This is a genomic window from Treponema sp. (assembly GCF_045641405.1).
Classification (GTDB): Bacteria; Spirochaetota; Spirochaetia; order Treponematales; family Treponemataceae; genus Treponema_D.
On the sequence record NZ_JAZUGX010000049.1, the window covers coordinates 42,798 to 66,928 of the forward strand.

Below are 24,131 nucleotides of genomic sequence, written 5' to 3' on the forward strand. Positions count from 1 at the left end.
CAATGGTGGGTTTATAATGATGGGTATGAAAAAAATAATTGTAGTGACAGGTGCATCAAGTGGTCTTGGGACATGTTTTGCAAAGCAGCTTGCCTTCGAGGAGCCTGATGAGATATGGATTGTTGCCCGCAGAAAAGAACGTCTTGAAGAGCTAAAAAAAGAAATAGAGGAAAGCACAGGAGTTTCAGTTCGTGTACTTGCCATTGACATATCTGGTGCCGAAGGTGCCCGTCGCCTTGGAGATGTTTTCATCGAAGAAAAAAACAGAGGTGAATTTGAAATCTCCGTGCTTGTAAATAATGCAGGCTTTGGTACTTACGGAGAGTTTTCAAAAACAGATGTCAATCGTGAAATGGAGATGGTGGATTTGAACTGCACTTCATTGACTGGCATAACAGGTTTTGCTCTTCCTTTCATGAACAGGGGTGGACGCATAATAAACACTGCGAGCCTTGCTTCATTCTTGCCTCTTGGAAATTTTGCTGTCTATGGCGCAAGCAAGGCTTATGTCCTAAGCTTTAGTGTTGCGCTTGCTGCTGAATTGAAGCCAAGAGGAATCATCGTAACCGCATTGTGTCCAGGTCCAGTAAGCACTGAATTTGCAGATGTTGCTTCGAATGGTGCAAGAAAAAAAGTTCGTCATGGTCTGTCTCCAGAAAAGACAGTAGAACATGCCATCAAGGCATCAAGAAAAGGTAAACTCTATTCAATGAGATTTTTCAAATGGAAAATACAGGCATGGGCAAGTCCTTATGTCGACCGTTACCTAGGTGCCTGGTTCACATTCAAATATTGCAAGCGGCCAAGCAATTAAGTCATGAAAAAATATATTTCGCTTTTTCTTTTAGCAGTATTATGCCGCTGTTTTTTCTTCGCAGTCAGTGTTGACGAGTATTACGAAAAGCTCAGTGATGAAGAAAAAATCTTCCAGCTTTTTCTTGTCAACATTGAAGGGAATAAAACCTATCGTTCGGTGGAATTTCTTGACGATGGAACTCCTGTTGTTCCAGGTGGTGTGCTTCTTTTTTCCTATAACATCGGTGACAGTGCGGAACAGCTTATGGCTTTCAATGATTCCATAATGGACTACTGTATTGATAATTCCATCACTTGCCCGTATGTTGCAGTTGATCAGGAAGGTGGCGAAGTCAACAGACTTGGCGGTATAACTTCAACCCTAAGGTCCTGCAAAAGAATATCTGAAAACTATTCTACGGATGAAGCTGCTGTCATATATGGTCTCCAGGCTAGACAGATGAAACTGCTTGGTATTCATATGAACCTTGCACCTGTAGTTGAACCCGAGATTGACTACAACAGGGAATTTCTTAGTCGCAGAAGCTTTGGAAGTGCTTCTAGAAGCGTTGTCTACAGTATAAAATGCGTGAGGGCATATGAAGAAAATGGCATCGCTTCTGTTGTGAAGCATTTTCCTGGAAATTCAAATACAGATCCTCATGTTGGATTGCCAGTTATTTCCCTGGAGCAGTCTGATTTTGACAGGAATTTTCTTATTCCTTTTGCCTTTGTCCTGGATGCTGGCCAACCTACCTGCATACTCATGAGCCATGCAATAGTAGATGGCTATGGGGAAAAAATACCTGCCTGCCTAAGCAGCTTTTGGATTGAAGATGTTCTTAGAAAAAGGATTGGCTACGAAGGACTTGTCATCAGTGATGACATTTTCATGGGGGCACTTGCAGACAATGGTTTTCCTCCTGAAAAGGCTGTTGTTCAGGCTGTAGAGGCAGGTGTCGATGTTATTATGCTCAGTGAAAAGAAATTTCTTGATGCAGCAAGAACTCTGTTGAATGAAGGTAAAACAAGACCTGATTTCAAAAACAAGCTTCAATGCGCCGTAAAAAGGGTTCTTACCTACAAGGCGAAATTTGGACTCTTGGATGAAAGTAGAATAAAGGAACATGGATCCATTGAAAACCGCATGAAGGAGTTTAATGGATTCTACAAGGTAGGACAGACCTATGAAAAATAAGAATGTAAAGCTTTCTGGTAGTGAAGGATTCGATTCTTTCTATGAAGATATTTTCAAGGAACGTTGGAGTCAACTTAAGGCAAGTCTTACTCCTGATAATGTTCACGCGGAGCTTTACTTTGACGGTTGTGAAAGTTATTATCTTGACCCTGCCAGCGTTGTTTCTGCCTTGTGTCTTCCAATTAAGGATGCTGAACGAATTGTTGACATGTGCGCCGCTCCTGGTGGAAAAACTTTAGTCCTTGCAGGTAACCTTGGCGATGATGCGGTTCTGTTTTCCAATGAAAGATCTCCCCAAAGAAAAGGAAGACTTTCCAAGGTTGTCATGGATTCACTTCCTCAGGAAATATCAGAAAAAATCAGGACAAGCTGTTCTGATGCTTCAACCTGGTGCCGTCGGGAAAATGAAAGCTATGATTCCGTGCTTCTTGATGCACCATGTTCAAGTGAGCGTCATGTTCTCAATGATTCAAAATATCTGAATGAATGGACTCCATCTCGAGTAAAAACGATTGCCATGGAGCAGTGGGCTCTTTTATCCTGTGCTTTCCGCCTTGTCAAGCGGGGAGGGCATGTTCTTTATTCAACCTGTGCGCTTTGTCCTCATGAAAATGATGAAATAGTTCGTAAGCTGATGAAAAAATTCGAGAATGTTGCTCTTGCCACAAAGGAAGAAATGAAGGCTGCCTTTGAAGAAAATCTTGCCTCCTACAAAGGTAAAATAAAAGCTCCTGATGGCTATGACTTCACGGAAATCTTTGACCGCTCTGAATCCACGGAATTTGGACTTCATGTCTTGCCTGATTCTTCAAATGGTGCAGGTCCTCTGTTTTTCTGTCTCATTAAAAAGATATGATGAATATTCCATTATAAAGTTGTAAATCTGCTTTAGTTTGCATATAATGTATGTTATGGAAAATGTTTCTGACAAGACTGAACTCAAGCAGCAGATGATCACTCAAATAGAAGAGCAGCTCAAGGAAATAAAGGACGTTGATATCCTTCTTGAAAATATCCTTAGCGGTGCCCGAAGACTTGTCAATGCCGATGCTGGATCTATCTATGAGTATGATTTCAATGAAAACAGACTCAGAATTCGTTATAGTCAGAATGATACAAAGCAGAAGGAACTTGCACCAGGCGAAAAGCTTTCCTATAGTTCCTATTCGTTTGTTCCTACAAAACAGTATATTTCAGGATATTGTCTTCTCGCAAAAAAGATGGTGAACATTGATGATGTTTATCACATGTCGGAATATCTGGATGAAGAAAAGAAAGAAAAAAGACCGTATGAATTCAATGAGCTTTCAGATGTGGCTACTGGCTACAGAACTCATTCAATGCTTACCATTCCTTTGATAATGACAAATGGAAGGGTTCTTGGTGTTCTTCAGATCATAAATGCACAGGATGAAGAGGGAAACGTCGTTCCGTTCGATAAGGAATCAGAATTCTATATATCCCAGTTTGCTGCAAAGGTAGGCTCCATATATGAATATGCATATCTTACAAGGCAGAATATTGACCGCCTTGTCAAAATGGCTGGATTCCGTGATCCTAAGGAGACAGGCTCCCATGTAGAAAGAGTCTCTTCGTTCTCTCTTGAAATCTATGACCGCTATGCTACCAACATGAATATTCCAGAAAAGGAGCGCGATCGTTTCCGTGACAATCTTCGTCTTGCTGCCCGTTGTCATGATGTAGGCAAGGTTGCCGTTCCTGACAAGATTCTCAAAAAAGAAGGAATCCTTGATGATGATGAAAGGGATATCATGAAAGGCCATACCTGTGTCGGCGCTCAGATTTTCTCTCCTGTAGAGAATGAGCTTGATAGAATGGCTCGTGATGTTTGTCTTCATCATCATGATAGATGGGACGGTGGAAACAGAGGTTATCCTGGTAATTTTGATTACATGGACTATGTTCCTGCTACAAAAATGCCTCACGAACTTGATCAGGCTTTGGTTGGAAGTGAAATTCCGCTTGCCGCCAGAATTGTCGCCCTTGCTGATGTGTATGATGCATTGAGGCATAAGAGATGCTACAAGTCTGAATGGACCGTTGAAGATACATTCAAGGAGATTCAGGACCAGAGGGGAAAGCAGTTTGATCCTGACCTTGTTGATGCCTTCATGCAGATCAAGGATCGTCTTGAAGATATCAATCGTGCTATCAGCTGGTGATTTTCTTTTTCTGAATCAAGGATTCGTTGAATCTTTTTGAAAACTCAGTCGTATCTGTTCTTGTCCTGAAGTTTGGTGCATTTGATATTCCAAGGCTTTTCATCTGAAGGCTAAGTTCCCGTTGTTCTAGCAGGTCCTCTATGTTTCCCTTGGTGAATATCTTTCCTTTGTCATTCATCGTAAAGACGTTCTTTTCTATGAGCCTTTTTGCAAAAAGAATGTCCCGTGTTATCACCATGTCGCTTTCGGTGACCTTTTCAAAGATGTAATTGTCTGCGGCGTCCTTTGTTTCAGGACATACGGTCATTGTAAAAACCACGTTCTGCGTATTTATTGGAAGCTTTTTGTTGGCAACAAGTTCAACTGGAATGTTTTCTCTTGTGCATGCCTTTAAGATTATTTTTCTTGCATCCTTTTCGCAATTGTCCGCGTCAACAAAAATTTTCATCAGTCAAGGACTCCGCTGATTTTTTCAATCATGCTCATTGTTATTTTTTCAGCTTTTTCTTCATCGTCGGAACGCAGTACGTTGGACAGTTTTATTGATTTCTGCTTTTCCTTGTAAAGTTCGTCGACCAAAGTGATGCCAGCAAGGATGCTGATTTTCATCGGATCTTGAACACCAGAAGTTTTCTGAATGGAATCCGTTATGGCTTTGTAATATGAGGTAAGCTTTGTCAGGTAAGCATCGTCTTCCGCTGCCTGTGCAGAGAATGATGTGCCTAGTATGTCGATTTGAATTTTTCCCACGGCTTTTAGAAAATGTCGAACTGACCGTCAAGTGCCGATGGAGCAGGGGAGCTGTCTTCCTCATCCTGAGGTTCAGCTTCTGATTCTTCAAAAACCTGAGGCTGTTCAACAGTATTGCTTGAAACTGTCTGTTCGCTTCTATGGAGGAGACCAGAATTTTCCTGCATGGCTTCTGCCTGTTCATATACAAAAGGCTCGTCTGCCGTAGGTTCTGATTCTGATACTGTTGGAACTGTGATTTCTGATTCTGATTGTTCTTCGACTGTGTCGATTGATTTTTCTGGATTGTCAGCTTCTTCAGTCTCGCTTGGACCGAAGCTGGTGGATGGTGCTGCGACAGGAACTTCCGAACCGTTCGATTCAGAAGTCCCTGTGCTTTTTCCTGATTCTGTGTCGTCACCAAGGATGGCATCTTCAACAGAATCAAGACGATTGATGGTCATAAGAATGCTTTTCTCGATCTTGTCCTGTGCTGTTTCAAGGGTCGAAACAAACTCCGTTTTTTCTTCCAACGCTTTTGTAAGCTCTAAACATTTTCTATTTAAAGCATCGTTGTCAGATTCAAGCTGTGCGATTCTGTCAGTCAAGGAACTGATCTTCTCTACAGCAGATTCAACCTTTTCCTGCAACAACAAAACTTGATCGAGTGTAATCATCTACTTATGCCTTTACTGCGTTCTTAGCTACTTCAATAACAGCCTTGAATGCAACTGGGTCTTCGATAGCCATGTTGCTCAATGCCTTTCTATTGAGTGTAACGCCAGCCTTTGAAAGACCGTCGATAAAGCGGCTGTAAGACATACCTTCTGCACGAACTGCTGCGTTGATACGAGCAATCCAGAGTGAACGGTAGTCACGCTTCTTGAGCTTACGTCCAGAATAAGCGTGATCAAGTGCCTTTACAACAGCATCTTTAGCTGGTTTAAAGTTTGACTTTCTGTCGCCCTTGAAGCCCTTAGCAAGCTTCAAAATTTTTGCACGGCGATTCTTTCTTTTTGATCCGTCTACTGCTCTCATTTCTAACTCCTAAAATCAACCGTATGGAAGAAGCTGCTTGCGAATTGATGCAGCTGAATCTTCTGAAAGGATACCTGCGTGGCGAAGGTTCATCTTTCTCTTTGGTGATCTCTTTGTCAAGATATGACGAAGATTCATTTTCTTGTACTTTACTTTTCCAGTACCTGTCAAACGAAAGCGCTTTGCAGCAGCCTTCTTTGTTTTCATCTTAGGCATGATATTACCTCTTGCTTAGTCTTGCTGATCGTTGTCTTTTTCTGCGGCCTCAGCTTCCGCAGCAGCTTCCTTAGAAGCAGGCTTCTGTTTGGCTTTTGAAACTTTAGATCCCAATGTCATTGACATGAAACGACCTTCCATTGCGGCAGGTTTTTCAATTGCATAGGAACCTTCTTCAAGCCTCTTTTCAACCTCTTTCAGGACGTCGAAACCGAGTTCAGTGTGGGCAAGCTCACGTCCGCGGAAACGGATTGTAACCTTTACCTTGCTGCCTTCGTTCAAGAATTCCTGAACATGCTTTGCTTTCGTGTCAAGGTCGCCTGAGCCGATCTTTGGCTGCATGCGAATTTCCTTAAGCTTAAGTACTTTCTGGTTCTTTTTGGAGTCACGGAGTTTTTTCTCCTGTTCGAACTTGTACTTTCCGAAATTCAGTATCTTACAAACCGGTGGATTTGCATTTGGCGAAACTTCTACCAGGTCGAGATCCAGGTCTCTTGCCATTCTGAGTGCTTCATTAGTAGGAACGATGCCTTTCTGTTCACCTTGATCGTCAATTAATCTGACCTCACGTACGCGAATCTGTTCGTTTACGCGCATACCTTTATTGTCTGCCAATTATCCTCCTAGAGTATAAAAATACTCAATAGCATGAACGACATAATATCAAAAAATGTATAATGTTGTCTAGTGTCTTCTACCGTTTGCGGGAGAATTTATAGACGAATATTGCTGTGGGAATCAATGCGAAGGCAAGGACGTAGGCTATTATTGATGCTGTCTTAAGGTACCATAGGGTAAACATGACAGGCTGAATCATGAGGGCCGCAAGTCCCAGTGCCGCTGGTTTTGCCACTTTTTTTCTGTTTCCGTCTGTAAATTCCTTAGCTCCGTAAATCACAGCGGACGAAAAAAGTATGGTTGTTTCTATAAAAAGGACTGGATTTGTAAACGTCATGAAGAATGAATTGCTTTCCCCTTGTGTCATGGTTAAATATGGTATGAATATCGAATAGAATGCTCCGATGAGTGGAAGAGTGGAGTATGCCTTATATTCAATGTCGTCCTTTGAAAATATGAAGAAAAAGGCCGTAAGCAGTATTGGTGGAAATATGGTTTTTGCTGACATGGACAATACGATTGCGATGAATGAGCCTGCGAAGTAAATGTCGGAGTTGATGAAGAACTCTATGAAAGCGGAAGTTAGAATTCCTGTGAAAAATCCTACGAATGTGGGTGCTGAAAGCTGCTTGGGGCTGTATTCGGAATCTGTGGAAATAAGGCAGCAGATTGCGGCAGGAATCGATAGAAGCAAAAAGAAATACATTGCTGTGGCTCCGTTTTTTTTATTGGCTGTGTCCGTAGGAAGTGTTGCTGTATGATGTGTGGTGGTTGAACATGGCAACGCAGTTTCCTTGACGTTGGCTCTCGAAATTACCACATATCTTGTGGATATTGCTTGGGTTCGACAGGCTCAATCGGCGCAGCAATACTGTTTACGTACATAGCCTTTTGATTAAAAAAACACCGCATGGAAAGGACCATACGGTGTTTGTGCAGTCGATGACTGATCAGATGACAGTTGTTGTTAGTCGTTTGCGTGTCCTGATGAACCAAGAACGTCACGGCACTTGTGTGCGTACATCTTCTTTGCTGCTTCGCGAGCTGCTGTGAGGTACTGGCGTGGGTCAAAGTCACCTGGGTTTTCTGCAAGGTGCTTGCGAACTGCAGCTGTCATTGCGAGACGTCCATCAGAGTCGATGTTGATCTTGCATACTGCTGACTTTGCTGCCTTGCGGAGCTGTTCTTCTGGAATACCTACTGAGTCTGGGATGTTTCCGCCGAACTTTTCGATGGTCTTAACGTCGTCTACAGATACTGAAGATGCTCCGTGGAGAACGATAGGGAATCCAGGAAGCTTCTTTTCGATTTCTGCGAGGACATCGAATGCCAATGGAGGAGGAACGAGAACTCCGTTTACCTTCTTGCACTGTTCTGGCTTGAACTTGCAGCGACCATGTGAAGTACCGATAGAGATTGCGAGTGAGTCACATCCTGTCTTCTTTGTGAAGTCGATTACTTCTTCTGGCTTTGTGTACTTTGATTCTTCTGCAGCAACGTCATCTTCAACACCGCCGAGAACACCAAGTTCTGCTTCAACTGTTACGCCGAACTTGTGTGCGTAGTCTACAACCTTCTTTGTCAACTTTACGTTTTCATCGTATGAAAGAGCTGAACCGTCGATCATTACAGAAGAGAAGCCGCTGTCGATGCAGTCCTTGGCTACTTCGAAGTTTGGACCGTGGTCAAGGTGGAGGACTACAGGGATTGCCTTGTACTTCTTTCCCTTCTTTTCAGTAAGATCCTTTGCGAGTTCCTTTGCATATTCAACAGCACCGCGTGCCATGTTGCGCAAAATGTACTTGTCTGCATAAGCGCGAGCACCCTTTGAAACCTGGAGGATTACTGGTGACTGTTCTTCAGTACAAGCCTGGATGATAGCCTGCATCTGTTCCATGTTGTTGAAGTTGAATGCAGGAATTGCATATCCACCCTTCATTGCCTTTGCAAACATCTTCTTTGTGTTTACGAGACCAAGTTCTTTGTAATTGACTTTAGCCATTGTTAGCTCCTTTATTTACTCTGAAATAGTAAACATGTAGATTTGCAAATAGGATAAAGCATTTGCCACTTAAATTCAAGATATAGAAAGAAATCATTTGATGTGAATATTTTGCTAAATCATTTGACAAAATGAATATGTGTAAATATAATTATACTGATTTAGTTGATTTTAAAATCAGTTAAACGTAAATAATAAACTTGACGATACATTAAATAATCGTATTCAAGGAGATTTGAATGAAAAAGGGCGTAGTCGTTTTAGGTAGCCTTATTCTTGGACTTGCATTCTGCTTGCCTGCAGCTGCTCAGCCAAGTGCAAAGGCTGTTGAGACAATTGTTATCGACAATTTCGATACAGATCAGGAATGGTCATGGGCTTGCCAGGCCAGCCGTTTCGTTGCTGATGGATATCCAATCGTAAAGAAGTTTGAAGCTATTCCAAACTCTCTCGTTCCTTATCACAAGGATTCAGATCCAGCAGCTCAGGTTCTCGGTGCAAAGATTGCATTCAACCGCAAGGGTGACAACTGGTTTGAAATTTACCCAGCAAAGGACAATGAACTTTCAGAGATTCCTTTCGTAGGAACTGTAACACAGATTGATTTCTGGGTTTGGGGTGCTAACTACAACTACAGACTTGAACTTCTCGTTCGTGATGCTGATGGTCGTGTTCACACACTCAAGGCAGGAAACCTTATGTTCCACGGCTGGAGAAACGTTGTTGTAAATATTCCTGGATACATCCGCCAGCACTCTAGAATCCGTTCTGGACGTACAGACATGTCTTTTGTTGGCTTCAGAATCCGCACAGATGCAGCAGAAGCTGTAGATGACTATGTAGTTTACTTCGATAACTTCAAGTACACAACAAATACTTTGTCAAATGTATACGATGGTTATGCTCTTAGAAATGCTGATTTCGGTGATTCAAAAGAAGGATCTTCTGAATCTTCAAGTACATCAGACGCAAAATAAAAGTAGGGGTGGAATATAAATGAAAAAGATTCAGTATGCAATTATGGCATTGGCTGTAGCTTTTGTGGGTTCAGCTTTTGCACAGACATCAAGTTTGTCAGAACCTGATGCATCAAACATCGGAAATGACAGCGCACGTCAGGCTCTCCGCGAAGTAAGCGTTGAACGCTTTGAACGCGAAGGTTCATGGAACGTACATATTTCACCAGACTATGGTGTTATCCAGGGACGCCTTTTTGAAGGTGCTCCAGCTGCAAAGGAAGAACTTAACGACAAGGACAACCAGCAGATTGAAGATACAAAGGTACTCGGTGTTAAGGTTGAATTCTTCCGCCGTGGTGTAAACTCGTTCTACATCACATCTGCTCGTCCAATTCCTATCGAAGGTGTTACAAAGACAGTTTCTGTATGGGCTTGTGGACGCAACATGGGACACCAGCTTTGGCTTCTCGTTCAGGACTATAACGGACATAACTTTGAAATCTGGATGGGTTCACTTGAATTCAGCGGATGGAAGAAGCTTACAACAGCAATTCCACCTTCTCCAGATAGCGAACATGGTATCATCCAGCAGAGCGTATACCATGGAGACAAGCCTGGTCTTCGTATCGTAGGTTTCCGCGTAGACTGTAATCCAATGGACGCTCAGGGTTCATTCTTCATGTACCTTGATGACATGCGTGCAGTTACAGACCTCTACGACATGGAAAACAAGGATGACGATGACATGATGGATAACTGGTAATCCAGAATCCTTATCGGGAAAGCCCTGCATTTAGCAGGGCTTTTTTTTTACTGCAATTAATTTTAGACAAAACATGAATTCTGTTTATTCAAATAAAATCATTTACTCTCAGATTTCTAAGCTGGCGTTTCCTATTGCCCTTCAGAATCTGCTTTCGGCCTGCGTTAACTCTGTTGATGTAGTCATGCTTAACTTTGTAGGGCAGGATGCAGTTGCTGCAGTTTCTCTTGCTGCGCAGTATTCTTTCATTCTTTGGTGCATCTATTTTGGTTTGGGGACAGGTCTTACGATCCTCGGTGCACAATATTATGGGAAAAAAGACTTCAAGGCCATTGAAGCCGTAGAAGGTATTGCATTAAGGCTTACTTTGATTGTTGGAGGACTGTTCTTTATAGGAACCTTCTTTTTCCCTGGCATTCTTATGTCCTGGTTTTCGAACGATGACAGACTCATTGTACTTGGTTCAAAGTACATGCGCATAGTTTCCTTCAGCTATCTATTTAATACTGTTGTCGAAGTCTATTTCAGTACCCTCAAATCTGTTTCACGGGTAAAGGCAAGCACCATCGTCAATGTTTCTGCAAATATCCTCAACATCGTCTTGAATGCCTGCTTCATCTTTGGATGGTGTGGACTTCCAAAATTTGGAATTGCAGGTGTAGCATTGGCAACTACAATTTCATCTGTCATGAGGATGGTGAGTGTATTTGTTCTTTCTGCAAAGAGCCCTGATGTAAAACTCAAGTTTTCAATGGTTTTCATCCGCAACAAAGTTCTTTCGCAGGATTTTTTCAGGCTTTCCCTTCCTGCACTTCTGAATGATCTGGTTTGGGGCCTTGCATTTTCCGTTTATACTGGAATCATGGGACACCTTAATTCAGATGCAGTTGCTGCCTTTTCTTTTGTAGCCATAGTCCGTAATTTTGGTCAGGTCCTTTGTTTTGGTGTTGCCAATGGAGGTGGCTTATTCCTTGGGAAGGTTCTCGGGGAAAACAATCTTGAAGACGGTTGGACTGTTTCAAAGTGCCTTGTAAAACTTACTGTCCTTACAGGAGCTGTAGGTGGGCTCATCATTTTTGCGGCCTCTCCGTTTGTCCTTAAGTTTGCCGATTTAACTCCTGCAGCCCATGATTTTCTTAAGAAAATGCTCTTCATCAACTGTTTCTATGTTATGGGAAGTGCTGTAAATACAACCTTCATCTGTGGTATTTTCCGTAGTGGAGGAGACAGTAAATTCGGTCTTATCTGTGATACCATCAATATGTGGGGATATGCAGTTCCTCTTGGACTTCTTTCGGCATTTGTGTTCAAGCTTCCTGTCATGGGCGTTTATCTCCTTATGTGTACAGATGAATTTGTAAAATGGCCTGTAGTTTTCTGGCATTATAGGAGCAAGGTTTGGCTTAAAAACATTACAAGGGAGAATGTGGCATGATTTCTGTAGCAAATAAAAATGCTTCCGAAGAGGCAAGAAAACTTGTTCAATTTCTTTATGACTGTGCCGGTAAAAAAATTATTACCGGTCAGCATACCCAGACAAATCCAATGGAGGAAATCAGCTACATAAAATCTGTCACTGGCCATGAACCTTTCCTCCGTGGTTTTGAACTTCTTGGATATTCCCCAAACATAAATTACGATGATGCTGATGAAGCTTGTCTCATAGAGGTTGAGGAAAACAAGGGAACTGCGGAAACTGCTCTTGCTTGGGCAAAGGAAAACAATGCCTCAGACATAAAATGTATGCTGACCTTCAGTTTTCACTGGTTTTCTCCTGTAGGGGGAAGAGATAAAAGTTTCTATGCAAAGAATACGGATTTTGATCCTGAGAAAGTTCTTGTTGATGGGTCACCTGAAAACAGGGCTTTTTACAGTGATATGGATCACATTTCTGAAATCCTTGAAAAATTCAAACAGGAGAAGATACCTATCCTTTGGCGACCATTCCATGAAAGTTATGGTACCTGGTTCTGGTGGGGTAGAAAAGGTCCTGAATTAGCCTGTAAGCTTTACCGCATGATGTTTGACTACTATGTCTATGAAAAGCATCTTGATAATCTTGTTTGGGTATGGAACTGCGATGTTGCTTCTGCATATCCTGGTGATGAATATGTAGATGTAAATTCCATTGATGTTTACCTTGAAGAAAAGAAAGCTACGGATTACAAAACTGAATATGAAAAACTAGTTGGAGCCTGCGGAAAGAACAAAGTCTGTGCTTTGGCAGAAGTAGGATATAATCCAGATGTTGATCTTGTTGAAGCTTCAAAGGTTCCTTGGGTCTACTACATGAGCTGGAGTAAAGAATTTGCCATGGATGGAGTTCGAAATACAAAGGATGAACTTAGCCGCATGTATTCAAGTGACTACAGCGTTAAATTGTGATATATTGTATTCATGTTCAACAGTCTCAGCGGAATCATTACGGGAAAATTTCCCCAGAAACTATATATTGATACTCACGGAATTGAATGGGATGTTACATGTCCTGACAGTGCCCTTGAAAATTTACCTGATGTAGGTTGTGAAGGTCGTGTCTATGTGTGGATGCAGCATACGGACAACCTTATGAATCTTTACGGATTTGCATCTGACCGCGACCGTTCCCTTTTCTTTGATTTGCTTAAGGTTGACGGTATTGGTCCAAAGGGTGCCGTAAAAATCATGAACAATATTACCACTGACCAGATGGTTGCCATACTTGAAAACGGTGATCTTGGTCTTTTGGAAAAAGTTCCAGGTGTTGGGAAAAAGACAGCCGCAAAAATGCTCCTTCAACTCAAGGGAAAACTCACCCTCGAAAGCAATAATTCAACAGGCAGCAAGAAAACAGCATCTCCTTATGCAGATGTCATTTCTGCCCTTGTGGACATGGGGTATGACAAATCAAAGGCTGCAGATGCCATAGAAAAAATTGTCGGACAGTTGTCTGCTGACGAGACTTTTGCAAAATCGGGTCAGAGTCAGAAAGAAGATCTAATTTTCCGTCGTGCAATCGTAGAACTTGCAAACTGAACTGGAGACAAGAATGATTAAGAGTGTAAACGCAAGAAGTTCCCATCCAAAGAAAAATTCTCCAGAAGACGACATGAACATTGTTTCTCAACTTGCCGCACAGGCAGCCGCAGGGAGAGCTATGGAAACCGGCGGTTCTTCCATGAATATCGTTCGTGCCAGTGAAGGCATGTTCAATGAAAGTGCCATTGTTCGCCCAGATGTGATTACTGAAGACGACAGTGGGGAAGGAAGCCTTAGACCGCTTTGCCTTGATGATTTCATGGGTCAGAGCGAAATAAAGAAAAATCTCGGAACTTTCATAAAGGCTGCAAAGGAACGCGGTGATGCATTGGATCATCTTTTCCTTATTGGACCTCCGGGACTTGGAAAAACAACCCTTGCCCAGATTACTGCCAATGAACTTGGTGCAGATTTCAAAGTTACATCCGCACCTGCCTTGGACAAGCCAAAGGATCTTGCGGGGATACTCAGCACAATTACACCGAATACGGTTTTCTTTATCGATGAAATCCACAGACTGAAGCCTGCGATTGAAGAAATGCTTTACATTGCCATGGAAGACTTTGAACTTGACTGGGTTATCGGTCAGGGGGCTGCGGCTCGAACAGTTCGCATTCCGATTCCTCATTTTACTTTGGTCGGAGCTACTACAAAAGCTGGTATGGTTTCAAAACCATTGCAGACCCGTTTTGGAATCATACAGAGATTCAATTTCTATACAAGGGAAGAACTTGCAAAAATCATCCACCGTTCTGCAAAAATCCTTGAAGTTGGCATCGATGATGATGCAGCACTCCTTATGGCAGACTGCAGCCGTGGAACACCTCGCGTTACAAACAGGGTTCTTCGCCGCATGAGGGATTTTGCTCAGGTAGAAGGCAGCGGAAGAATTACAAAGGAAATTGTTTCGGAAGGATTGAAGCGCCTTGGCATCGACAGCATGGGACTTGAAAGCTATGACCGAGAGATACTTCTTGCCATCATCGAAAAGTTCGGCGGAGGTCCTGTAGGTGCTGAAACCCTTGCCATTTCAATCGGTGAAAGTCAGGATACATTGGAAGATTACTATGAGCCATATCTCATTCAGTGTGGATTCCTTGCCCGTACTCCACGCGGTAGAATGGCAACGGAAAAGGCATATGAACATCTTGGGTTGAAATATAATCCAGGCATGGCAAAAGGTCAGGGCGAGCTTTTCTAATCGGCTCCCATTTGTAAATAAACATCACATTCACTATAATACTCACCATGCAGACTTCAGACTTTAATTTTGAATTACCGGAAGAACTGATTGCCCAGCGTCCAAGCGGTGAACGCGGTAACGACAAGCTTATGTTCCTCAACAAAACAACAGGACAGGTTGAACACCATAAAATGGAAGACCTTGTTGATCTTGTTGCTCCTGGAACCCTCATGATTTTCAATGACAGCCGTGTAAGGCGCAGCCGTTGCTATGGCATAAAGACAACTAGTGGCCGTGAACAGGAATTCATGTTCCTTAATCCTATCGGTGATGGTTCCAGCTGGAATACCATGGTGAAGGGTGCAAAGAAAGTAAAGGTTGGAAACGAATACAGGTTTACAGACGGAAGCATCGGTGTAATTCCTGAAGTTACTGAAGGCTCTGAATTCCGTACAATCAAATTCGACAAACCTCTCGATGAAGCATGGTTTGAAAGAAACGGACATATTCCTCTTCCTCCATACATTCGCCGCGAAGATGATGACACTGACAGTGAAAGATATCAGACGGTTTATGCAAGGGAGACGGGAAGTGCAGCTGCTCCTACGGCAGGGCTGCATTTTACAGAACCATTGCTTAAGAAATTGAAGGACAAGGGAATTGAACTTGGTTGGGTCACACTTCATGTTGGACTTGGAACTTTTCTCCCAGTACGCGAGGATAAAATCGAAGACCACAAGATGCACACTGAATATTATACTGTGTCAGAAGAAACTGCTGCTAAGGTTGCAAAAGCCAAGGCAGAAGGTAGACCTGTTCTTGCAGTTGGTACTACGAGTGTTAGAACTCTTGAAAGTGCAAGCGATGAAAACGGTAAACTGATTCCAGGTACTCGTGGAACAAACATCTTCATGTATCCTGGGTATAAGTTCAAGGTTGTTGACCAGATGTTCACAAACTTCCATACTCCTGAAAGTACATTGATCATGCTGGTTTCAGCCTTTGCCGGCAAGGAACACATAATGGCTGCGTATGGACAGGCTGTGGAAAACAAATACAGGTTCTTCAGTTATGGTGATTGTATGCTTATTAAATAAGTATCAAAACCTAGCGTTAGGTCAACTGTTCGAATGAATTTCTCAAGAGGTTTAGGAACTGGGCCTTTACTATTGGTGGTTCGTTTTCAAAAGTCTTTTCTTCCTTGTAGACTATTTTTGCTTCTTCGATCAGTCCATCAATCATTTTTTCTGAAAGTGGAAGGCGTGTACCGATGATCTTATTCTCAAATTCTGGAGAATAAAAGACAGTATTTCCAGCAAAAACAACTCTGATGTTGGCAATCATTCCGCGCTGAGTTTCAACAAGGAAAGTGAAGCTTGCGGAAAGAGGCGATAAAGTATTTGAAGGTCCGATTCTTCTGAAAATCTGGATATCCCATTCTTCTAGAGGTATCCTTACTTTTGTAAGAAGATTTTTCTCTGGTACTCCTTCAAACTTGTTGAACTGAACGATCCTTGTTTCATTTGAATCTTTTATTTCAAGACGGGCGTTGAGGGCAAGAAGTGGAGCCCAAAGTGTGTGTTTGATTCCCTTTGCACAGATGTTTCCTCCGATTGTCGCAATGTTCCTTATCTGTTCCGTTCCAATGCTCATGAGTGCTTCAATAAGAAAACTAGGAAGTCTTCCTGCACCCGAGGAAATCACTTTAGATATTGTTACGGCGGCACCATATTCAATATATCGCTCATGTCTTTCAATGGAATTCAATTCAGGGACCGTACGGATGGAAACAGATTTTTCCTTTAATGTATTAAGGTCTGTTCCTGTGCAGCCAGCAATCAGCTGAAGTTCATCTGTGTTCTTGAAGTGGAAGAGGACGTCTGTGAGTTTATTTGAAATCAATACGGTTTTATTTCTTGGCATTTGCTCTCTTTCCTTCGCGTGAATGCATTGCAGCAACAGCATAGAGAATTCCATTTGTCAGGGTTGTGTAGTCGGTGCAGCAGGAATCCAGATTTTTTATTGCTGTGTGTATCTGTTCCAATGTAGGTCTATGGTATTTAGTAAGAATTGAATAGGCTGTAAAAATTTTTCCGCTGTTGCAGTATCCGCACATGTGGATCCCTGCCTGTGCAAAACCATTTGTAATGTCCTGATATATGGGGTCATTCTTGAATTGTTCAAGAGTCATTATTGAGCTGTCTCGAATGATACCCATCGGTATCTTGCAGCTAGGAACAGGTGTTCCGTCTAAAAGAACCATGCAGTTTCCGCAGATTCCTTTTTCACATCCACATTTTACGCTGTAAAGCTGCTCCCTTCTGAGTACGTATAGCAATGTGTCTGTTGGCTCTGCAGACAAAACAAGTTTCTTACTGTTCAGTGTCACTGGAATTTTCATCTTCTGTCTGCTCCTTTTGGTTTTCCTCTGAAGACTTTGCCTCTGCTTCCTGTTCTTCCTTGATTCTTTTCTGTTCTTTTAGGAAAGCCTTCTGTTCCTTTATTTTCTGGAAAATTGTATCTGACTTAAGAGGAATGGAATTTATAGTGCAGTTGAGTGCCTGTGTCAAAGCCTGTGTAAATGCAGCTGGAATAACCTGATATACAAGTTCTCCAATCTGTGATGAATCATTTTCTGATTGACAGAATGTGATTTTTACAGGTGGATATTCAATTTTGTCATCCTCATATAATCGTTCCAAAGTCCTCTGGACTGCAAGTTTGATTGATGAAGAAGCTGCCTGAGTGTTGAGAATTTTTCCACCGTCAGCGACGATGTTGATGTTTCTGATATGTTCACGGTATGTGCATGGATTTATTTCCAGCTCAAGTATTGCCGCAATGAATGATGTGCTATGGAATGGCTTTCCAGTAAAGCTTTCATGGTTCCATTCTTTTTTCTGTGCTGATGTGACTTTTTTCTTGACGGTATAGGGCAGCTTTTCTGAAGGCTTTCTTTTCTTTATTGCAAGACAGCACTTTCTAAGAAGTGAAGTCATGATGCTGATGCTTGAATATACGTTTTCTGGCAGTGGCGGTTCATCACCGTTTTTGAATGAAGAATTGAAGGTGACATTTGATGGTGGTATTTCAAGTATTTCAGAAACTGTCTTGGAACATATTTCCTGAATCGATGCTGAAACTGGTGGACATAGTATTGTTATGGAATAGTCTTCTTCCAGTGTAACTTCCAATGATTGTGCCGACTCATATACATCCGAACCGTAATAACCAGTGCCTTCAAAAGCACATGCGTAGCCGATTCCTCTCATTGGAGAAGAAAAAATTGAGACGTATTCTTTTGGCCCTGTCTGCATTTTCCAGTCGCTGGAATCTAGGTGATAGGAAGCGTATTTCCTGTTGAAATCACTTCTTTGAGTAACTGCCTCAAGAACTTCTGTCGTTTTGTTCAGTGTAAAAATAAAAGGCGATGGATTTTTTTTGTTTTTTCCATCTGTGGATTTTGTATGGTTTATAAGCCTGAATTCCAAAGGCGTCAGATTGCAAAGCTGACACACAATGTTCATATGGTTTTCTACTGCAAAGAAAGCTGCGGAATCAATTAGCTGAATGTCAACCGAAGAAGCAGGCTTGTGGGAACTTGTCGCTGTCGCTTCAATGAGTATGTTGTCTGGACAATAGATGCCGCAGGAAGCTATGCAAAGCCTGTCGATGATTTCCTGCGCAAATGGGTTTGCAAAACCTGCATCAACCTTTATGTCGATCTTCATTGCAAGAAGCTTTCCCTTGTCATTTATGGCTGTCTTATGAATTATTGTAATAGGTTGTATGGTGTTGAGGAATTTATCTTGTTCCTGTCTTGTAAAGACAAGCTTAACGGGTTTTCCACATTTGTTTGCAGCCGCTGCGACCTGGCAGGCAAGAATTGAATTGTACCAGATGCTGTTTGTTCCCTTGTTTGTGGAAGTCGTTTTCTTAAGGTTTATGTTTTCTGGTGCTATTGCCATTGTGTCTGAGACGATGCTTCTAAGGCTTCCAAGCCATTGTGTAGGTGTAAGAATCGTCAGAACTTCATCTTTCCAAAAGCATAATGCGCCGTTGGGCTCTCCGTAGTCCGTTGTCTTGAATGCGTATGTCCAGTCTTTTTCTAGGACGTGATCTGCGCTTTCAAAAATTGAATCTATCCCAGGTATGTTGCCGTCGTCATTTTCCTTCCAGCATGGACCGAATTTCAATGTCCTTTCTGCAAGCTTGTCGGAAAAAAATTCTTCCTTGATTTCCTTAAGGGTCTCTATTTCCTCTTTCTGTTCTCTAAGCTGTTTTTTTGTGATTTTTTTCTCTGGGTTTTCAAGGTCCCCTGCCGCAATCAAATCCTCGTCTGGGAGATAGTCTTCGATTGTGTTGGTGTCGACTGTTATTTCAAGTTCTTCTACAAGAGAGTGGAGGGTGGTTTCATCTGGACCTACAAGAAGTCCAAGAGGTTCTCCTTCGTATGAAATGTTTCCTTCACAGAAAACTGGAATTTTCCCGTTTGGTGTATCTATAAGGTTTGTTCCAGGAATATCTCTTGCTGTTACAAGAGTGTATCCTTCTGGTAAGTCTGGGTGAGAAATGGATTTTATTATTCCTTCTTTTGCAGGACTTCTGACTGTGACTGCATAGAGCATTCCATCCATGGTAAGGTCACTGTAGAATTCTTTTTGAAAAGAGAATTTTAAAGTCCTTGCAGCAGTGACTTTTTTAGCCATGGTATTTTTCTCCCACAGTCTTGACGCATTCGATTACATAGTCTGTCATTTCATCTGTCATGTCAGGCCAAAGTGGAATGGAAATCGTTTCGATGTATTTCTGTTCTGCCTGAGGAAATTCTTCTGCCTTGAAGTCAGGATATAATTCCTTCCAATATGTAAAATGGAAAATAGGGATAAAGTGCATTGACACTCCAAGTCCGCGTTCCTGCAGCTCCTTTGCAAATGTATTCCTGTCGCATTTGAGTTTTGCAAGGTCAAGACGCATGAGATAAAGATGGCATGAATCTCCTCTGGATGTAGGTGGAATCTTTATGAAGTCAAGCTTGGAGAATTCTTCGTTGTACTTTTTGACATGGCTTTTTCTCTTTGCATCGAATTCATCTGCCTTTAATAGTTGAATTCTTCCAATGGCGGCAAGTATGTCTGGAAGATTGCTCTTGAATCCAGGGGCAATGATGTCGTATTCCCAGCTTGCTTTTGTCGAGGTGTATCTGTCCCACGCGTCTCTGTTCATTCCATGAAGTCGCATCTGGGTCATTCTCTTTGCAAGAGCTTCGTTGTCAGTTGTGACCATTCCACCTTCACCTGTTGTCATTGTCTTTGTAGCGTAAAAGCTGAATACTCCCACATCACCTATTGTTCCTGCAAATCCCATGTCTGTCTTGGATGGAAATGAATGTGCGCAGTCTTCGATTACATAGACATTGTGTTTCCTTGCGATTTCCATGATTCTTTTCATGTTGCATACATTTCCTGCGATGTGGACTGGAACGATAGCCACAACATTCTTTCCTTTGTCGCTGTCGAGAATTTTTTCTATGCAGTCAGGGTCGATGGAATAGGTTTCTTTTTCAATGTCGGCAAAGTAAACGTCTGCGTTAAGGTGTCTTGCACTTGCAGCTGTAGAAACAAAGGTATAGGGAGTTGTGATGACGGCTTTCCCTTGCTTTACCCCGCAGGCTTCCATTGCCATTATCATGCCGCTTGTGTTGCTGTTCACGGCGAGTGCATGCTTTGCCCCTATTTTTTCTGCAAATTCCTTTTCAAATAGATGTGCTTCGTTTCCTGTTGTGAGCCAGCCAGAGCGAAGGACCCTTATTGCTGCGTCTTCTTCTTCCTTTCCTAATGATGCCTTGAAGAAAGGAACCGTCATCTTGATATCTGCCATTACAGAACCACCTTTACTGAAGTTGCCATGTCTATCTGAAGCCCTTCCTGTTCTTTTTCCAGATAGAATCGATCCAATGTTGGTACCGCCTGTCTCAGGATCTGCTTAAGCTCTATGCTGTTTCTGTACAGTTTTTCCTTGCCTTTAGTAAAAATACAGATAGGTTCAAGTTTATCGATAAGGTCCTGAAGATTGAAAGTTTTTGGCGGGATGTTTGTAAGCACAAGAATTTTCTTGTATTCAGTTGGGGTAGGGTTTTCCTCGTTCAGCCAAAGTGGTTCTTCAAGTCTTTCGCCCCTGCGGCAGCCGATGTACTGTATTTTTATATCTTCGTCTGGTGTGAATCCTGAAAATTTTATTATCTGCTTTGCAAGGTCGACGATTTTTATAGGATCTCCCATGTCGAGCAGGTAACTGAATCCGTTCTTTCCAACACCACCAGTCTGCAATACAAGAGAACAGGCCTCAGGAATTGTCATGAAATATCGTTCCATCTCAGGATCGGTTACTGTTACAGGTCCTCCGTTTTTTATCTGTTCCATGAAAATCGGAAGAATTGATCCACGGCTCCCAAGGACGTTTCCAAAACGGACGAACATGAAAGACTGGTTGTCTTTTGTTTTTTTTGAATATTCGTTTACAAGTTTTTCGCAGATCATCTTGCTTACACCATATACGCTTACAGGATCAACTGCCTTGTCGGTTGAAATAAGGACGAATCTTTCCACGTTGAATTCAAGTGCCGCATCCAGAAGGTTCTTGGTTCCAAATACATTGTTCTCGATCGATGCGACGGAATTTTCCTCCATCATTGGAACGTGCTTATAGGCTGCACAATGGAAAATGACATCGGCGTGAGTGTGGAATATTATGTACCGCACATATTCCTTGTCTTTCATGTCGCCGATGATGGGAACTACAGATGCTTTCTGTCCGACCCCTTCGTTTTGAAGAACGTGAAGTTCCCTGTATATGTTTACGATTGAATTTTCACCATGTCCAAAGAGGTATAGCCTTTCAGCTCCACCTGAAAGCAACTGTCTTGCAAGCTCGCTTCCTATGGATCCTCCAGCTCCTGTTATGAGTACGCGTTTTCCCCTAAGGTATGAAAGACTTTTTGTCAGAGGAATGACTATGGGGGTTCTGCCAAGAATGTCCAGAGGATTTATATCCCTGGCCTGAATGAAATGGGCCTTTCCGTCGATTACCTGACTCATCGATGGAAGAATCTTGATCTGTGTAAATCCACATTTCTTGAGGGCAGAGTAGATTTCCCTGATTCTGTCGGTACCTGCGCTTGGAATGGCGATCAGGGCCTGGTCTGATGCTGGATCTGGATGAAGGGCATCAGCCATGTTTTCGATAGGACCCAATACTGGTATTCCTTCAATTTTTGATCCGATTATGTTTCTATCATCATCTAAAAAAGCAGTGACAGTGCCGAATACCTTCTTTGAGAGTATGTCTTTGGCGATCATCTGCCCTGCAAAACCTGCACCGATAATGTACAGTCTGCTTTCTGTATTGTTCATTTTCCCCTCGTCAAAACCTTATGAATTCTGTGGATTCGATCAAAGCGAAATCTTTTTTACTTCTTCGATGAATTCTTCCAGGTTGTTGAATTTTCTGTAAACGCTGGCAAATCTGATGTATGCGACCTTGTCCAGGGCATTCAGTCTCTTCAGCACAATTTCTCCCAGCTGGGCTGTGGAAATTTCTCTGTCGGCTTTTCCAACTGTATATGCTTCGTCTTCAATTTCGTTGAGAATCTGGTCCTTTAGGTCAGTGGAGATAGGTCGTTTTTCAAGTGCCCGTTCAATGCCTTTTGCGATTTTCTTTATGTCAAAAGGCTGTCGTCTTCCGTCGCGCTTTACAACCATGAATTGTTTTTCTTCAATCCTTTCAAAACTTGTGAATCTTTGGCCGCAGGATAGGCATTCTCGACGTCTTCTGATGCTTTCTCCGTTTGCCAACTGTCTGGATTCAAGCACCTTGTCATCAAAACTGCCGCAATATGGACATCTCATTTTTTTTGTTTTATCCCCATGTTTATATAAAAGTCTACCTATAATAACAGTGATAATGCATAAAAACAAGTACAGAATTCTTTTTCTTCGGAGCGCACCGGCCTTGCTAAACCCGCTTTCCTGGGTTCCGCTGGCGCTCATTGCCGTTGCCGGCAACGCCTCCGGCGCCCATCCAATCGGGGCTAGTCTGAGGTGAAGCGGTTCGCCGTCAATGCTTTATCTGTCATTATAGGAGGAGGTTAGGGGTATAAAAATGGAAATCTTGAAAAAATGAAAAAAAATCATCAAAAAAAAAGAAAATTCTTCTTGACATTTTTTATATTCGGATATATATTCTTTTTCACCGTCGCACGACGGAAGGCAACGAAAGTTGCAGCTCTTTGACAGAAACAGTGAAGGAAAACAAAGACAAATCTTAAATATGTCAGCAAAATGAATCGGTCAAGTTCTTTGATCGACCTGAAAATCAATTCTAGATTAATGGATTGGGACAGGAAACTTTATGAGGAATCTTTAGCCTTCGGGCTTAAGAATAGATCATGGAGAGTTTGATCCTGGCTCAGAACGAACGCTGGCGGCGCGTCTTAAGCATGCAAGTCGGACGGGATCGGTAGCTTGCTACCGTGAGAGTGGCGGACTGGTGAGTAACACGTAGGTGACGTACCCCCCGGATTGGGAACAGCCTGTAGAAATACAGGGTAATGCCGGATACGCTCGCGTCTCTTGGAAGGATGCGAGGAAGACGAAGCAACTGCTTCGCCGGGGGAACGGCCTGCGGGCCATCAGCTTGTTGGCGGGGTAAAGGCCCACCAAGGCGATGACGGTTATCCGGCCTTAGAGGGTGAACGGACACATTGGGACTGAGATACGGCCCAGACTCCTACGGGAGGCAGCAGCTAAGAATATTCCGCAATGGGGGAAACCCTGACGGAGCGACGCCGCGTGGACGATGAAGGCCGGAAGGTTGTAAAGTCCTTTTATGGCAGAGGAATAAGCGGGGGAGTGGAAAGCCTTCGTGATGACTGTAGGCCATGAATAAGCACCGGCTAATTACGTGCCAGCAGCCGCGGTAACACGTAAGGTGCGAGCGTTGTTCGGAATCATTGGGCGTAAAGGGCATGTAGGCGGTCTGTCAAGCCAGGCGTGAAAGCCAGGGGCTCAACCCCTGAACTGCGCTTGGAACTGGCGGACTGGAGTCGCTGAGGGGGAACCGGAATTCCTGGTGTAGGGGTGAAATCTGTAGATATCAGGAAGAACACCGATGGCGAAGGCAGGTTTCCAGCAGACGACTGACGCTGAGGTGCGAAGGTGCGGGGAGCAAACAGGATTAGATACCCTGGTAGTCCGCACAGTAAACGATGTACACTGGATGTCCGGCCATGAGGCTGGGTGTCGAAGCAAACGCGATAAGTGTACCGCCTGGGGAGTATGCCCGCAAGGGTGAAACTCAAAGGAATTGACGGGGGCCCGCACAAGCGGTGGAGCATGTGGTTTAATTCGATGGTACGCGAGGAACCTTACC

The 24,131-nt window shown here is 42.8% G+C and carries 25 protein-coding genes and 1 rRNA gene; 12 read left to right on the plus strand and 14 right to left on the minus strand.

What is annotated here, in order from left to right; genetic code table 11:
* The first annotated feature begins 25 nt into the window (after positions 1-25).
* From ACKI39_RS07960 to ACKI39_RS07975, 4 genes are read left to right on the plus strand one after another with little or no spacing between them, the layout of a single operon-like run.
* On the plus strand, positions 26-814 hold the full coding sequence (locus ACKI39_RS07960; protein ID WP_407399358.1) for an SDR family NAD(P)-dependent oxidoreductase: 789 nt from the start codon (positions 26-28) through the stop codon (positions 812-814).
* 3 nt (positions 815-817) lie between these two features.
* Positions 818-1,993: a glycoside hydrolase family 3 N-terminal domain-containing protein gene (locus ACKI39_RS07965; RefSeq protein ID WP_407399360.1), complete on the plus strand. Its 1,176-nt coding sequence runs from the start codon at positions 818-820 to the stop codon at positions 1,991-1,993.
* Positions 1,983-2,849: an RsmB/NOP family class I SAM-dependent RNA methyltransferase gene (locus ACKI39_RS07970; RefSeq protein WP_407399362.1), complete on the plus strand. Its 867-nt coding sequence runs from the start codon at positions 1,983-1,985 to the stop codon at positions 2,847-2,849. The genes ACKI39_RS07965 and ACKI39_RS07970 overlap by 11 nt, the downstream gene beginning before the upstream one ends.
* A 55-nt stretch (positions 2,850-2,904) precedes the next feature.
* Positions 2,905-4,176: an HD domain-containing phosphohydrolase gene (locus ACKI39_RS07975; protein ID WP_407399364.1), complete on the plus strand. Its 1,272-nt coding sequence runs from the start codon at positions 2,905-2,907 to the stop codon at positions 4,174-4,176.
* On the opposite strand, the gene ACKI39_RS07980 is transcribed toward ACKI39_RS07975, so the two are convergent.
* From ACKI39_RS07980 to ACKI39_RS08015, 8 genes are all read right to left on the minus strand, one after another.
* Positions 4,166-4,624, minus strand: coding sequence for a DUF188 domain-containing protein (locus tag ACKI39_RS07980; protein WP_407399366.1), 459 nt, complete (start codon positions 4,622-4,624; stop codon positions 4,166-4,168). The genes ACKI39_RS07975 and ACKI39_RS07980 overlap by 11 nt on opposite strands.
* Positions 4,624-4,926 (minus strand): cell division protein ZapA, encoded by a 303-nt coding sequence (gene zapA, locus ACKI39_RS07985; RefSeq protein WP_407399368.1) that lies wholly within the window; start codon positions 4,924-4,926, stop codon positions 4,624-4,626. The genes ACKI39_RS07980 and zapA overlap by 1 nt, the downstream gene beginning before the upstream one ends.
* Positions 4,927-4,931: 5 nt before the next feature.
* Positions 4,932-5,561, minus strand: coding sequence for a hypothetical protein (locus ACKI39_RS07990; protein ID WP_407399371.1), 630 nt, complete (start codon positions 5,559-5,561; stop codon positions 4,932-4,934).
* 25 nt (positions 5,562-5,586) lie between these two features.
* Positions 5,587-5,943, minus strand: coding sequence for a 50S ribosomal protein L20 (rplT, locus tag ACKI39_RS07995; RefSeq protein WP_318692221.1), 357 nt, complete (start codon positions 5,941-5,943; stop codon positions 5,587-5,589).
* Positions 5,944-5,958: 15 nt separating this feature from the next.
* Positions 5,959-6,159: a 50S ribosomal protein L35 gene (gene rpmI / locus ACKI39_RS08000; RefSeq protein ID WP_407399373.1), complete on the minus strand. Its 201-nt coding sequence runs from the start codon at positions 6,157-6,159 to the stop codon at positions 5,959-5,961.
* Positions 6,160-6,174: 15 nt separating this feature from the next.
* A complete protein-coding gene (gene infC, locus ACKI39_RS08005; protein WP_318692300.1) occupies positions 6,175-6,774 on the minus strand; it encodes a translation initiation factor IF-3 in 600 nt (199 codons plus the stop codon).
* A 79-nt stretch (positions 6,775-6,853) separates the two neighbouring features.
* Positions 6,854-7,483, minus strand: coding sequence for a hypothetical protein (locus ACKI39_RS08010; protein WP_407399375.1), 630 nt, complete (start codon positions 7,481-7,483; stop codon positions 6,854-6,856).
* Between the two features lie 261 nt (positions 7,484-7,744).
* Entirely contained in the window at positions 7,745-8,779 is a 1,035-nt protein-coding gene (locus ACKI39_RS08015) for a class II fructose-bisphosphate aldolase (protein WP_407399377.1), read from the minus strand.
* A 239-nt stretch (positions 8,780-9,018) separates the two neighbouring features.
* Between ACKI39_RS08015 and ACKI39_RS08020 the strand changes: the two genes are divergently transcribed.
* The 7 genes from ACKI39_RS08020 to queA all read left to right on the plus strand — a co-directional run bounded on the left by ACKI39_RS08020 (position 9,019) and on the right by queA (position 15,799).
* Entirely contained in the window at positions 9,019-9,756 is a 738-nt protein-coding gene (locus ACKI39_RS08020; protein WP_407399379.1) for a flagellar filament outer layer protein FlaA, read from the plus strand.
* A gap of 19 nt (positions 9,757-9,775) precedes the next feature.
* Positions 9,776-10,501, plus strand: a complete 726-nt coding sequence (locus tag ACKI39_RS08025) for a flagellar filament outer layer protein FlaA (protein ID WP_407399381.1) — start codon at positions 9,776-9,778, stop codon at positions 10,499-10,501.
* Between the two features lie 73 nt (positions 10,502-10,574).
* Positions 10,575-11,936, plus strand: coding sequence for an MATE family efflux transporter (locus ACKI39_RS08030; protein ID WP_407399383.1), 1,362 nt, complete (start codon positions 10,575-10,577; stop codon positions 11,934-11,936).
* On the plus strand, positions 11,933-12,886 hold the full coding sequence (locus ACKI39_RS08035; RefSeq protein WP_407399385.1) for a glycosyl hydrolase: 954 nt from the start codon (positions 11,933-11,935) through the stop codon (positions 12,884-12,886). Before ACKI39_RS08030 ends, ACKI39_RS08035 begins: the two co-directional genes overlap by 4 nt.
* Before the next feature lie 12 nt (positions 12,887-12,898).
* Entirely contained in the window at positions 12,899-13,516 is a 618-nt protein-coding gene (gene ruvA / locus ACKI39_RS08040) for a Holliday junction branch migration protein RuvA (RefSeq protein ID WP_407399387.1), read from the plus strand.
* A 169-nt stretch (positions 13,517-13,685) separates the two neighbouring features.
* A complete protein-coding gene (gene ruvB, locus ACKI39_RS08045; RefSeq protein WP_318692301.1) occupies positions 13,686-14,720 on the plus strand; it encodes a Holliday junction branch migration DNA helicase RuvB in 1,035 nt (344 codons plus the stop codon).
* A 47-nt stretch (positions 14,721-14,767) separates the two neighbouring features.
* Positions 14,768-15,799 (plus strand): tRNA preQ1(34) S-adenosylmethionine ribosyltransferase-isomerase QueA, encoded by a 1,032-nt coding sequence (gene queA, locus ACKI39_RS08050; RefSeq protein WP_407399389.1) that lies wholly within the window; start codon positions 14,768-14,770, stop codon positions 15,797-15,799.
* A gap of 16 nt (positions 15,800-15,815) precedes the next feature.
* On the opposite strand, the gene ACKI39_RS08055 is transcribed toward queA, so the two are convergent.
* The 6 genes from ACKI39_RS08055 to nrdR are packed head-to-tail and all read right to left on the minus strand — an operon-like array spanning position 15,816 to position 22,609.
* Positions 15,816-16,625, minus strand: a complete 810-nt coding sequence (locus ACKI39_RS08055; RefSeq protein WP_407399391.1) for an FAD binding domain-containing protein — start codon at positions 16,623-16,625, stop codon at positions 15,816-15,818.
* Positions 16,612-17,103 carry a (2Fe-2S)-binding protein gene (locus tag ACKI39_RS08060; RefSeq protein WP_407399393.1) on the minus strand — a complete coding sequence of 164 codons (492 nt, stop codon included), beginning with the start codon at positions 17,101-17,103 and terminating at the stop codon, positions 16,612-16,614. The genes ACKI39_RS08055 and ACKI39_RS08060 overlap by 14 nt, the downstream gene beginning before the upstream one ends.
* Positions 17,075-19,411, minus strand: coding sequence for a xanthine dehydrogenase family protein molybdopterin-binding subunit (locus tag ACKI39_RS08065; protein ID WP_407399395.1), 2,337 nt, complete (start codon positions 19,409-19,411; stop codon positions 17,075-17,077). The genes ACKI39_RS08060 and ACKI39_RS08065 overlap by 29 nt, the downstream gene beginning before the upstream one ends.
* Complete coding sequence (locus ACKI39_RS08070; protein ID WP_407399397.1) at positions 19,404-20,582, minus strand: DegT/DnrJ/EryC1/StrS family aminotransferase; 1,179 nt, start codon at positions 20,580-20,582, stop codon at positions 19,404-19,406. The genes ACKI39_RS08065 and ACKI39_RS08070 overlap by 8 nt, the downstream gene beginning before the upstream one ends.
* On the minus strand, positions 20,582-22,114 hold the full coding sequence (locus tag ACKI39_RS08075; protein ID WP_407399399.1) for a polysaccharide biosynthesis protein: 1,533 nt from the start codon (positions 22,112-22,114) through the stop codon (positions 20,582-20,584). Before ACKI39_RS08075 ends, ACKI39_RS08070 begins: the two co-directional genes overlap by 1 nt.
* Before the next feature lie 39 nt (positions 22,115-22,153).
* Complete coding sequence (gene nrdR / locus ACKI39_RS08080) at positions 22,154-22,609, minus strand: transcriptional regulator NrdR (protein ID WP_407399401.1); 456 nt, start codon at positions 22,607-22,609, stop codon at positions 22,154-22,156.
* 536 nt (positions 22,610-23,145) lie between these two features.
* On the opposite strand from nrdR, the gene ACKI39_RS08085 reads away from it, so the two are divergent.
* Positions 23,146-24,131, plus strand: a 16S ribosomal RNA gene (locus ACKI39_RS08085); the annotation flags it as partial.

Coding starts and splice junctions, on each gene's coding strand:
- ACKI39_RS08025 (WP_407399381.1), top strand. CDS start 9,776: ATGAAAAAGATTCAGTATGCAATTATGGCATTGGCTGTAGCTTTTGTG.
- nrdR (WP_407399401.1), bottom strand. CDS start 22,609: ATGAGATGTCCATATTGCGGCAGTTTTGATGACAAGGTGCTTGAATCC.
- ACKI39_RS08035 (WP_407399385.1), top strand. CDS start 11,933: ATGATTTCTGTAGCAAATAAAAATGCTTCCGAAGAGGCAAGAAAACTT.
- rpmI (WP_407399373.1), bottom strand. CDS start 6,159: ATGCCTAAGATGAAAACAAAGAAGGCTGCTGCAAAGCGCTTTCGTTTG.
- rplT (WP_318692221.1), bottom strand. CDS start 5,943: ATGAGAGCAGTAGACGGATCAAAAAGAAAGAATCGCCGTGCAAAAATT.
- ACKI39_RS07960 (WP_407399358.1), top strand. CDS start 26: ATGAAAAAAATAATTGTAGTGACAGGTGCATCAAGTGGTCTTGGGACA.
- ACKI39_RS08075 (WP_407399399.1), bottom strand. CDS start 22,114: ATGAACAATACAGAAAGCAGACTGTACATTATCGGTGCAGGTTTTGCA.
- ACKI39_RS07970 (WP_407399362.1), top strand. CDS start 1,983: ATGAAAAATAAGAATGTAAAGCTTTCTGGTAGTGAAGGATTCGATTCT.
- ACKI39_RS08060 (WP_407399393.1), bottom strand. CDS start 17,103: ATGAAAATTCCAGTGACACTGAACAGTAAGAAACTTGTTTTGTCTGCA.
- queA (WP_407399389.1), top strand. CDS start 14,768: ATGCAGACTTCAGACTTTAATTTTGAATTACCGGAAGAACTGATTGCC.
- ACKI39_RS08055 (WP_407399391.1), bottom strand. CDS start 16,625: ATGCCAAGAAATAAAACCGTATTGATTTCAAATAAACTCACAGACGTC.
- ACKI39_RS08020 (WP_407399379.1), top strand. CDS start 9,019: ATGAAAAAGGGCGTAGTCGTTTTAGGTAGCCTTATTCTTGGACTTGCA.
- ACKI39_RS08010 (WP_407399375.1), bottom strand. CDS start 7,483: ATGTATTTCTTTTTGCTTCTATCGATTCCTGCCGCAATCTGCTGCCTT.
- ACKI39_RS08015 (WP_407399377.1), bottom strand. CDS start 8,779: ATGGCTAAAGTCAATTACAAAGAACTTGGTCTCGTAAACACAAAGAAG.
- ACKI39_RS07980 (WP_407399366.1), bottom strand. CDS start 4,624: ATGAAAATTTTTGTTGACGCGGACAATTGCGAAAAGGATGCAAGAAAA.
- ACKI39_RS07965 (WP_407399360.1), top strand. CDS start 818: ATGAAAAAATATATTTCGCTTTTTCTTTTAGCAGTATTATGCCGCTGT.
- ACKI39_RS07975 (WP_407399364.1), top strand. CDS start 2,905: ATGGAAAATGTTTCTGACAAGACTGAACTCAAGCAGCAGATGATCACT.
- ACKI39_RS08030 (WP_407399383.1), top strand. CDS start 10,575: ATGAATTCTGTTTATTCAAATAAAATCATTTACTCTCAGATTTCTAAG.
- ACKI39_RS08070 (WP_407399397.1), bottom strand. CDS start 20,582: ATGGCAGATATCAAGATGACGGTTCCTTTCTTCAAGGCATCATTAGGA.
- ACKI39_RS08065 (WP_407399395.1), bottom strand. CDS start 19,411: ATGGCTAAAAAAGTCACTGCTGCAAGGACTTTAAAATTCTCTTTTCAA.
- ruvB (WP_318692301.1), top strand. CDS start 13,686: ATGTTCAATGAAAGTGCCATTGTTCGCCCAGATGTGATTACTGAAGAC.
- ruvA (WP_407399387.1), top strand. CDS start 12,899: ATGTTCAACAGTCTCAGCGGAATCATTACGGGAAAATTTCCCCAGAAA.